The organism is Bifidobacterium jacchi, from assembly GCF_009078285.1.
GTDB lineage: Bacteria > Actinomycetota > Actinomycetes > Actinomycetales > Bifidobacteriaceae > Bifidobacterium > Bifidobacterium jacchi.
In genome coordinates this window covers 1-10,575 of sequence record NZ_RQSP01000046.1, presented here as the reverse complement: position 1 = coordinate 10,575, position 10,575 = coordinate 1, and the positions used below count along the sequence as shown (strand labels likewise).

The 10,575-nt window shown below is 55.7% G+C and carries 9 protein-coding genes; 1 reads left to right on the top strand and 8 read right to left on the bottom strand.

Annotated elements, in window-relative coordinates:
- Window positions 1–223: 223 nt before the first annotated feature.
- The gene (gene phnX, locus EHS19_RS09245; protein ID WP_151917469.1) at window positions 224–1,006 is read left to right on the top strand and encodes a phosphonoacetaldehyde hydrolase; all 783 of its coding nucleotides are present in this window, start codon (window positions 224–226) and stop codon (window positions 1,004–1,006) included.
- On the opposite strand, the gene EHS19_RS09240 is transcribed toward phnX, so the two are convergent.
- The 8 genes from EHS19_RS09240 to EHS19_RS09205 are packed head-to-tail and all read right to left on the bottom strand — an operon-like array spanning window position 994 to window position 10,127.
- Window positions 994–4,329 (bottom strand): type I restriction endonuclease subunit R, encoded by a 3,336-nt coding sequence (locus tag EHS19_RS09240; RefSeq protein WP_151917468.1) that lies wholly within the window; start codon window positions 4,327–4,329, stop codon window positions 994–996. The two genes, phnX and EHS19_RS09240, sit on opposite strands and share 13 nt — an antisense overlap.
- Window positions 4,330–4,338: 9 nt before the next feature.
- Window positions 4,339–4,554 (bottom strand): DUF3791 domain-containing protein, encoded by a 216-nt coding sequence (locus tag EHS19_RS09235; RefSeq protein ID WP_206666350.1) that lies wholly within the window; start codon window positions 4,552–4,554, stop codon window positions 4,339–4,341.
- Window positions 4,538–4,795: a hypothetical protein gene (locus EHS19_RS09230; protein ID WP_151917467.1), complete on the bottom strand. Its 258-nt coding sequence runs from the start codon at window positions 4,793–4,795 to the stop codon at window positions 4,538–4,540. Before EHS19_RS09230 ends, EHS19_RS09235 begins: the two co-directional genes overlap by 17 nt.
- Window positions 4,792–5,271: a DUF3990 domain-containing protein gene (locus EHS19_RS09225; RefSeq protein ID WP_151917466.1), complete on the bottom strand. Its 480-nt coding sequence runs from the start codon at window positions 5,269–5,271 to the stop codon at window positions 4,792–4,794. The genes EHS19_RS09230 and EHS19_RS09225 overlap by 4 nt, the downstream gene beginning before the upstream one ends.
- Before the next feature lie 18 nt (window positions 5,272–5,289).
- Window positions 5,290–6,516: a restriction endonuclease subunit S gene (locus tag EHS19_RS09220; RefSeq protein WP_151917465.1), complete on the bottom strand. Its 1,227-nt coding sequence runs from the start codon at window positions 6,514–6,516 to the stop codon at window positions 5,290–5,292.
- On the bottom strand, window positions 6,516–9,077 hold the full coding sequence (locus EHS19_RS09215) for a type I restriction-modification system subunit M (RefSeq protein ID WP_151917464.1): 2,562 nt from the start codon (window positions 9,075–9,077) through the stop codon (window positions 6,516–6,518). The genes EHS19_RS09220 and EHS19_RS09215 overlap by 1 nt, the downstream gene beginning before the upstream one ends.
- A complete protein-coding gene (locus EHS19_RS09210) occupies window positions 9,070–9,921 on the bottom strand; it encodes a GIY-YIG nuclease family protein (RefSeq protein ID WP_241677187.1) in 852 nt (283 codons plus the stop codon). The genes EHS19_RS09215 and EHS19_RS09210 overlap by 8 nt, the downstream gene beginning before the upstream one ends.
- Window positions 9,918–10,127 (bottom strand): YlcI/YnfO family protein, encoded by a 210-nt coding sequence (locus EHS19_RS09205; protein ID WP_151917463.1) that lies wholly within the window; start codon window positions 10,125–10,127, stop codon window positions 9,918–9,920. The genes EHS19_RS09210 and EHS19_RS09205 overlap by 4 nt, the downstream gene beginning before the upstream one ends.
- Window positions 10,128–10,575: the final 448 nt, after the last annotated feature.

The window sequence follows — 10,575 nt, the reverse complement described above, 5'->3', positions numbered from 1 at the left end:
GATCTACACCGACGACATCGAGAAGGTGACCGAGCTGCTGGCCCTGTACATGGGCGAACGCGGCCTGCTGGCCGCCGCAACCGGACTGGATTCCGTGCCCGCCGCCATCGCCGCGATGGATGCCGCCGGCGCCCCGATCAAGGCCGCCGCCCCCGCCAACGTGAAGCTCACCGCCTGAGCTCATTCCATCACTTCAATCGACGATAAGGAGGTATCGATTACCATGACCAACCGTTTTGAAGCCGTCATTTTCGACTGGGCCGGCACCACCGTGGACTACGGCTGTTTCGCCCCGGTGCGCGCTTTTCAGGAGGCGTTCAAGGAGTTCGGCGTGGAGCCGACCATGGAGGAGACCCGCAAGCCGATGGGCATGCTCAAGCATGACCACATCGCCACGATGCTGCGCATGAGCCGCATCGCCCGCGCTTGGGAGGATGCGCATGGCTCCGCTCCCACCGATGCCGACACCGATGCCGTCTACGCGCATTTCGAGCCCAAGCTGCTCTCCATCCTCGACGGATTCGCCGACCCGAAGCCGGGCGTCGTGGATGCGGTGGCCGCCTTGCGCGCCGCCGGCATCAAGATCGGCTCCACCACCGGCTACACCGACAAGATGATGGAGATCGTGGTGCCGAAGGCCGCCGAGAACGGCTACGCGCCGGACTTCTGGATCAGCCCGGACGGCACGAACGGCTTCGGTCGCCCCTACCCCTACATGGTGTTCAAGAACCTTGAGAAGCTGGGCGTGACCGATGTGCGCCGCGCCGCCAAGGTGGGCGACACCCTCTCCGACATCCGCGAAGGCAAGAACGCAGGCGTGTTCACGATCGGCGTCACCGAGGGCAGCTCGCAGATGGCGTTGAGCCAGGCCGAGTTCGAGGCGCTGTCGGATGCCGACAAGGCGGCGGCACGCGCGAAGGCTCGCGATGCGTTCGTTGCGGCGGGTGCCGATGCGGTCATCGATACGATGGCCGAGCTGCCGACGCTGCTGAATCAGATCGCCTGATCTGCCGCGCCATCGCCGGTGCCCGCAGCCGCACTGCCGCCGGCAGACGCATTCCCACCGGCATTGGCGGCGGTATCATCGCCGATATCGCCGCCAATGCCGCCGTCGCCGCGCTCGATATCGAATCCGCCGGATAGCACGAATCGCTTCAACAGACTGCGCGCGCTCATCTTCACCTTGTACGGCGGCAATCGCATGCCATCACGACGCTCGAAGAACGCTCGCGCCCGAGCCACGTCAACAGTGCGGTTCAACGCGTCGAAACGCCCGAATTCGTTGAGACTCTTCTCGGTGACGAGCTTGAGTGTGAACTCCTCAAGCAGCGAGCGATTGACGCCAAGGGCCGCGACCAGTTTGTTCCGCCGCTCATCCTGTTCGCGGCGCTCATATCGGGTAATGTAGTCGCGCAATGACATGCCGTCCTCGACGGTCACATCGCCGCGTTCCACGTCATGCAGGAACAGTTCCGCGAGTCGTTGTTCGTCGGCAGAGAGCGTTGCGAACGAACGATGCAACTGCTCCGTCGCCTGTGCCAATTCTGGGCTGTCTTCACGCAACGCTTTGAGCCATTTGGTGAAGTTGGCATTCATATAATCCGTGTCTATCAGCCCGGTATCGATGGCGGTCAGATACCCGTCCAGCTCGTACGGAGCTTCATCATTCTTGTTGTCGCCCGACGCGTCGTCTCCTTCCGACTTGTCGTCAAAGAGCTCCTTGTATCGTTGCGCCAGTATCAGATATGTGCGTTGGTCAAGCTCCGGCCGCACGTTCACCGAGTCGCCATTCTCATCCGTAAACTCGAATGATTCTTTATTCCAGTCGAATCCTTGTACTTTCGCCGCTTCCAGGAATTGATTAAGCTCCACGAATTCCTTGGCAAACTTGCGCTTGGATTCCACCGACTCAGGCAGCTGCCTCAGGTCCGATTGCCCTGAATCGTTGAACACGCTGAGAATCTCCCGGTAACGCGCGTCCATGGAGGCCACGTTCTGCGGCAGTTTTTGTACGAACAGGTCGAGTGGCCGGTCACCGGAATACAGCTTGACCGCCCGTTCGATGTTGCGTCGCATGGTGTGCGGCTTACGGTAGTAGCGGATGACGCCGAACGGCTTGTCCGGTCCGAACAGACGGTTGGTGCGGCTGAACGCCTGAATGATGCTTTCGTTTTCGATGACCTTGTCGAGGTAGAGCGTGTTCACCCATTTCGAGTCGAAGCCGGTGAGCATCTGGTCAACCACGATAAGCAGGTCGAGCCGCTGGCCGCGGTTCGTGTCGATGCTGCCATAGGGCGCCTTGTGCGACAGGCGTGAGGAGATGTCCTTCTTCATGGCCGACCATGTGGGCATGGTGAATTTCTTGTCGTATGCCGCGTTGTAGTCGCTGATGATCTCGACAAGCGCATCCTCTTTGACTGTGGACCCGGAGGCGTTGTCCACGTTCGGATCGAAGAGCGCGGTCACGCGCAGGTCCGGCACCTGTTCCTTGAGCAGGTGGTAGTAGCTGATGGCCTCCGGAATGGAGCTGGTGGCAAGCATCGCATGGAATTTGTTCGCGTGACTGAGCACGGGGAATTGGTCGAGGATATCCGCAACCACCATGTGCTCGTGTTCGCTGCCGATGCCGTATTGGCCACGAGGCAGCAGGTCTTCGATGCCGAGTACTCGCTGCCCATTTTCGCTGGTGACCGCACCCATCGGAACCTCGGCTTTGTCCATGTAATGCTCGTAAACCTCGGCCTTGTCTGGATCGTCAAGCGCTTCCTCCACGCTGCAGGCCCGCGCTTTGTCCAATGCCACGGTACGCCGCACATCGGCATCCTTGTAGGTGGTGACCATGGTCGGATCAAAACCGAGCACATTGTGGTCACGGATGCCGTCGGCAATGCTGTACCGGTGCAGACATTCGCCGAAAACCATGGATGTAGTGGATTTCTTCTTCTTGTTCTCATCCAGAATCGGCGTGCCGGTGAATCCGAAGTACAGTGCGTTCGGGAAGGATCGCCGGATGTCCTGCAGCATGTCGCCGAAGGTGGATCGATGGCATTCATCGACGATGAAGACGATGCGCTTGGCCGCCATTCGTTCAAGCTCGGCTTGGGTGACGCCTGCCTCGCCGCCTTCGCCAAGCTTGATGTTGCTCATTTTCTGGATTGAGGTGACGATAAGCGTATCCTTGGGGTCCGTGCTGGCAAGCCGCTGTCGCAGCACGCCGGTGTTCTCAGTGCCCTGCACATCATCCTCATTGTCCGCGAAGCTACGGTATTCCTTCAATGATTGGGTGCCCAGTTCGATGCGGTCCATAAGGAACACGACTTTGTCGGCATCCTTGGAATCGGCGATGAGCTGTGCCGATTTGAAACTGGTCATGGTTTTCCCAGAACCGGTGGTGTGCCATACGTATCCACCGGGACGACCGGGTAATGCCGGCCGTTGTTCCCAATCACATTTGCGTACCCGGTCGGATATGGCGTTGGCGGCGATGTACTGGTAGCTGCGTAGCACCTTCAGGCATCCTTCCGAGGAATCAGCAATCGTGTAGAACCCGATAAGCTGATGGGCCATGGGGATGGAAAGCAGTCCGGCAGTACCTGACGTGCCGCCGATGAATCGCTTCCACTCGTCGGTACCGGGGCTGTTGCCGCCGCAGATGGGCTCGTTGTTGTAGTCCGCCCAGTGGAAGTAGTAGCTGGGATTGAATTTGTCCACGTCCGGATTGGCGAAGTACACGGCATCGTCCGGTGTCATAGCCACGAAGATCTGTATGAGACGGAAGATGCCAGTGAACACGCCTTCGTGCGAGTATTTCTCGATCTGCCCAGTGGCCTGACTGACCGGTATGCCGCTGCGTTTGAGCTCGATATGGATGAGCGGCATGCCGTTGATTAGCAGGGTGAGGTCGCCACGACGCGAGTTGAGTATTGAATTCTTGGCGGAGTACACCGGCTGCTGCGCGATTTGGTAGACACTGTCGCCAACTGCGATCTCCCGCCGATCGTAGATTTTGAGGCTGACTTCCTTGCCAAAGTGCGCGATGTCGTCCTTGTTGTCGCGCGTGATGGCCACGGTTTTTCCGTTGATGAACGAGTTGAGCGCCATAGGCGTGCGCAGGGATTCGATCTGCTCGAGAATCTGTGCCATCTCGCCATCCGTCAACGGGTATTTGCCGAGGCAATCCTGGCCGCAATTGTTGCGATACAGGATGCCTTTCCAGTTCTCGATCAAATCCTTTTCGGTCGGATAGCGCAGCACACCGTCCGTCCAGCCGTGCTGTTTGAGCACTGAAATGACGCTCTCCTCGAATTCCGATTCCTTGTCGAAGATCATGCGGCTCCTTCACCACTTATGTTTGCCGGTAGCTACGAGATGATCGATATCCTCGTAGGCGTTACAGATGCTCTCCTGATGGTACATCTCGTACATGTCGTAGATCTCCTGCGTGACGCCATGCTCGTCCCATTCACGCAGTACATCGGAGGCAGAACGGCCCTTGTCGCCGGCATATTGCTCCAGTAGGTAGATGAAGAAGCTCATTTCACGCGTCAACCTCATCCCTCCTCAAATACAGTGAATCCCTAGGATCACCGGTAATCTGTTCTACCTCCCACATGTCGAAGATGCCCGCAGGAGAAAACTCGGTCATCGCCAATTCCGGATCGCGCAGCATGGCGTACGTCTGCGAACGAATGAAGGATTCCAGCGCCTTCATAGGAGAAAAACCGTATTTACTGCATATACGCTGGACAATCTCACGGTCGTAATGAATGAGCAGCTCCCGTTCCAACGTGGTCATGGGTGAATCACCTCGATACAGGTCAGAGCGTCAATCGCCCGTTGCGTGCGAAACGCATATTGGTCCTTCAGCTTTTGGGGTAGCAGACGCTTCAAGGCCTCTTCCGTAGTATATATTCCCGCGAAGAAACCGTTCAACGTAGGCATAGTGGCATCATCCGCCACCGGACCGAATACGATATCGTAATCGTCACCCAGAGGTTCCCCGCTCCGATTCGCCGCGATATAATCCAGCCAATCGGCCGTGGCACCGGTGAATCCAAGCGTGTCGAATTCGTCAAGAAGCAGCTCGTCGAACTCATACACGGTGACAGACGGGCGGCCTTTCCGCCGGCGCCTGGCTGACAATACCGACCACCGTGAAGCCTGTTCCAGACTGCTGGTCAGGTAGAAGCCCGGGCCGAAATCCAAACGACGATCCGAACGCAGCAATCGTGGATTGCGAACCTCGACATTGCTGCCGTGATACAAACGCATGATGCCTCCCTTCTTCCTTCAGACAAACATCTCGTCAAGCAAGGATTTCTTGATGTTGCGCAGCAATTCCAACTTACGCTGATGAAGGGTGATAAGGTCGTCGAGGCGAGAGAAGAAGTTGCCGATCTTTTGCTGTTCTTCTTTATGGGGAACAACAAAACCGTACTCAAGCATGGACTTCACATTGAGAGTCTTGTTCCTTCCGGCACCACTCGGCGAGGCAAGCCAAAGATGATGTCTGAAGCGTCCGTCAAGAATGATGAACCTGAAGAAGTTCGGAGACATATCTTCATGGAATGAGAACTGGGGGAAACGGTGAGAGACCAACGCTACAGCATCATTCTCAGCGGTAATCGCAACTGCGTGTTCCCAGGCGAATACGATGTTGACCACAAGATTGTTGGGTGCAACCCTGCATAGCTCTTTTTCTTCGATCTGAGCCCCCGGATTGACATCGGTCAAAAATGTACCTTTTGCATGGCTACGGACTCCCATGCGCACATATCCATTTTGGGGAGTTGGAACTAGCTCCTTAAATTGATCAACAACCTCACCCAACTTACGCTGTTCCCAAGGGTCAGTAAAACCAGCAAAACGAATCTTCGGAACAGTCTCTCCCTCTTGAGGGAACATTTGTTCGAGCATTGCCTTCTTGAAGACGACCAGCTTGTCATACTTACGCTGATGAAGGGTGATGAGGGAGTCGAGGCGGGAGAAGAACGAGCCGATGGCCTGCTGCTCATCGGCACATGGCACTGGAACAGGCATCTCAAAGAAGGTCTCATCGCCAATAGAAAACCTGTCTGACCGTGCGCCGGAATTGCCCTCTAACTTCATGAATCCATGCCATAAATCCGTTTTAAAGAAGTAGCCAAGATAGTTTCCATTCGTGTTTCCGGTCAATCTGAATACCGTGTAAAGAGGTGACATGACACCACTTCTCCCCAGCTTATTTCTGCTGATAGGACCAACTGGCGCTGTGACTGATACACGAGGATTATAAACGAAATCACCGGGTTCTACGACGTAATACCCTGTAATGCTGTCTTCCTTAGCAACAGCATGATCGAAAAACTCGGTTTGCCTGATCACACCGTATTCCGCTGAATTCGTCAATACTTCATTGACACGACCATCAAGATTCTTTGCCGTTACCTTTTGAGCGATTCCCCCCAACTTACGCTGTTCCCAAGGGTCAGTAAAACCAGCAAAACGAATCGAAGGTTTGTTCGACTGATCAGCCATTATTCACCTCCCAGCAAGGTCTTGAGCTCGGCAATGCCGGCCATATCGAATTCGTTGCCGACCAGCTGATCAAGCATCGAGCTCAACTCGTTCTCTGCGGTCTTGATCTGTCCGCACACATCGGCATACGTGGTGGCGTATTTCTCATCCAGCGCAGTGACCTGAGCCACCAGCTCGTCGAGCACAGCGGTCGGCAGCTCCTCCAGCTTGCTTTGCAGCGGATCAATCCACTTGGCAGCAAGCAAATCGGTAGCCTGACTGCCATCAAGGTTCTTGATAACCTTCACAGTCTTGTCTTCAAGCGCCGCGCGGTCATTCTTAATGGCTTTCTTGACTTTCCTCTCCTCGTCAAGCAGATGATTCGCGGCAACCAACGTACGGTCGAACTCCGTCTGCGGATGCCGCCCGATAGCCTTCACCGCCTTCTTCAGTTCGGCCGAAACGAATGCGTCGCCTTCCTCATTGATTGCCTCGGATCCCTTATCATCCTCATCAATGCCGTCCAGCAGGTCGGTCAATTCCTGACCGATTTCGGACAGACGGTGCTCTTGCTCCGCAATCGCAGCGAGATCAGCCGAAAGCATCCGCTGCTGCACCAAGTCGAATGGCAACAGGTGGCCGACCCATCCCTCCTGCACTTCGACGTCCTTGCCGCCCTTCTTTTTGACGACCATGTTGGCATCAACTTGGAACACCGAAGAGAAACCTTCGGACTGAATGACTTCAAGATCACCGGCAATGGTCTGCCAAGCGTCGATAAACACCTGATATGCTGCGTAGGAATCCACTAAAGGCGTATCGGATAGTCTGTGGAACAGGTCTTCGGCCAATTCCTCCTGCTCGGCAGCTATGGCCACCTGCTCGCACTTCCCCACCAGCTCACCGCGCAGGAAGTCCCGATAACCCGTGAAACCGGCCTTATAGCGTTCCATATATGCTTGCACTTCGGCATTGCCATAGATAATGTCTCGCACCGAACCGCCGGCGACGTGCGCAATATGATTGCTCTGCGCTTCAAACAACTGTGTCTTCAAGCTCGGGAATACATTCCAGAAACGCTGCAGTGCATCAAGCTCGTGCTTCGGCACGCCACCGAACATGGTGGCATACAAATCCCAGTTCTCAGCCGGTTCGGAGGAGTCCACGTACCGGGGAATGTTGAGGTTGTAGTCGTTCGCACGGATCTCGTCAAGACTCACCAGACGGCTGAACTTGTCGATGGTCTTCGAGCCCGTCACCGCGTCGACGATGCGCCGGATGTCGCAGGCGCGCAGTTTGTTGTTCTTGCCGTCCTTGGTGAAATGCTTGGATGCATCGACAATGAGCACATGATCATCGTCACGATGCTTGCGCAGCACCATGATGATGGTGGGAATGCCGGTGCCGAAGAAGATGTTCGCCGGCAACCCGATGATGGCCTGAATATGGTGATGCTCCACAAGATTACGACGAATCTCGCCTTCTTCACCGCCACGGAACAGCACACCATGCGGCAGAACGATGGTCATGATGCCGTCGTCACGCAGATGATAGAGGTCATGCAGCAGAAAGGCGTAGTCGGCTTTGGACTTGGGAGCGATGCCATATTCGAAACGCAGGTCCTCCCCCGCCTCCGGCGGCTCCCAGTTCTGCGAATACGGCGGATTCGAAACCACGGAGTCCACGAACAGCGGCTCATAGGTTTCGTCCTTGGTCTCGTCGGTGTCGAACCACGGCCAATCGTCCTTCAATGTATCGCCGTTGCGAGCCACGATGTTGTCCGGCAAGATACCGCGCATCACTAGGTTCATGCGCGTGAGGTTGTAGGTGTTCTCCTTGAGCTCCTGCGCATAGTACTTGATGTCATTCGGATTGCCGTTGCGACGGGCCACCGCCTGACCGATATGGATAAGCAACGAGCCGGAGCCGGACGTAGGATCGTAGATGGTGATTTCCTTGCGCCCCTGCAAATGCCATGCCACGATTTCACTCATGAGCTGAGACACCTCGCTGGGCGTGTAGAATTCGCCGGCTTTCTTGCCTGCATTGGAGGCGAACTTGTCGATCAGGTACTCGTAGATGTAGCCGAGGGTGTCGTAGCCTTGGCGGCTGTCCATCGGAATGTCCTTGATAAGATAAATCAGGTCCCGAGCGGCCTTGGAACGGCTTTTCTCATCGGTTCCGAGCTTGGACAGGCCGGTCTGCAACGTGTCGAAAATGCCGGAAAACACTCGCTTGTGAGCCGGATTGATATTGCGCTCGAAGGCGGAGAGCGCCGTACGCACATCCGCGATTTCAAAATCGGAGCCTTTGTCGATCCACGTGGCGAACAGGTTGTCATTGGCGATGAAGTAGCCGCACATGCCGCGCACGTAATCAACGATCTCGGGATCGCTCTCGACGAGCGACGGCAGATCCTCATCGGTGAACCCATCGGCATGCAGCCGGTTCAGTTCCGTTTGCGACAGGAACTTGTAGAAGATGAAGCCGAGAATGTAGTCCTTGTATTCGTTGGCTTCGATCTTCGAGCGCATTTTGTTGGCGGACTCCCAGATCTTGGAGGCGAGCTGCTGCTTATTCATTCATGTGCTCCTTGTTCCTGTACACTTCATCGAGCGTTTTGCCTTGATCGCTCACCCATTCGGTCCAGCCGTTCTGGCTACCACCAAGAACGAACACCGCCGCTGCCGACGGGCTGGATAGCACGATATCGTCAGGTAATTGTTCCTTGCCCGCGCGCTCTCCAAAGAGATGTCTGCGCACAGCGACGGCACTCTGATTCTTGATTATGTTTCGATCAAGGTCCACTTGCGAACCGGCAATCACCGTGAAACGCCCCGTAGCGGTGTCGTATCTTCCGCTTGCCTGCACGCCATTCCTTGTCGTGTGGAACAACGTGTTTCCCACGACAGGCACCGTCTCTTCACGGTCAAGGTCGTATCCGAGCACCTTCATACGGAACAGAATGCTGGAATGAAGGTCTTCCACGCGCTGTTCCTTATATGGGTTCACATGCGGACCAGGAAGAAACGTGTTGTCTGTCTCATACGAGCCATTCCGCCGAACATAGTCGATCACCTTCGCTTCAAGGACATCCAGCACATCCCTGTCGATATTGATGTCGGTGTCAAGGAACATAACGGCTTTGTTCCAAAACTCCTTCTTGGCCTTATGCGCCTCAAGGCGAGCGAGCCCCTGCGTGGTCTGCCCGGCATATACGCGGCCGAGCACGCCGTGGTCCTCATCCAGCAGGTAATACACACCTCGTTCCGGCACATACGGAAGTCGCTTCGCCTCAGCCAACTTATCCCTTGGAACCACGACGGTAAGCAACGACTCGCCTTCCACACGGCAAATGCGAATGCCATCCGGATCATTGTCGATAAGCTGCATGGTCATCGTCGTGAGATTGATGCGATCAGTCATCGTTCACTTCCCCTGACCAGTTCATCGATGATGCAGGTCCTCACAAACGCCGAAAAGCTCATTCCGCGAAGAACGGCAGCCTCTTTGGCGGAATCACGGAGATTGACGGGAATGCGTACGGTCACCGGCACTACATCCCCATCAACTAAATACGAACGGATTTCAGTTTCACCGGCACCTCGTCCAATCAGCTCGGCGTACGTCATTGCATAACCCGCTTTCAGAATGCAGTACAAATGCATCAAATATACAACGAGTCCGAAACCAGTCCGGATGCCATAAGAACAGCGCAGTCAGGGAACAGCGCGGGCTCTTCCGGTCGTTGCGGGTCGTCGGTCGTGTGCATAGGGCGTACATGAGACGTTGCTGATCGTGTGCATGGAACGTACGTTTACATGATCGTGTGCATGCGACGGTCATGTAGCGCGCGTTTTGTACCTCTACGTATCCGTTGTATGCACACGATGCCTCCAACGACATACGTGTGATGCACACGACACTTCCAACGACTTCCAACGACTTCCAACGACGCCCCCTTTGCGAAAGGATTTTTCGAAATCCTCCTTGAGTTCGTAGAATCTTTGCGCTAAGCCCAGTCCCAGCGCAAGGATTCTACGAAGTTCCCCTTCTTTCCGAGAAATCCTTGCGCTAACG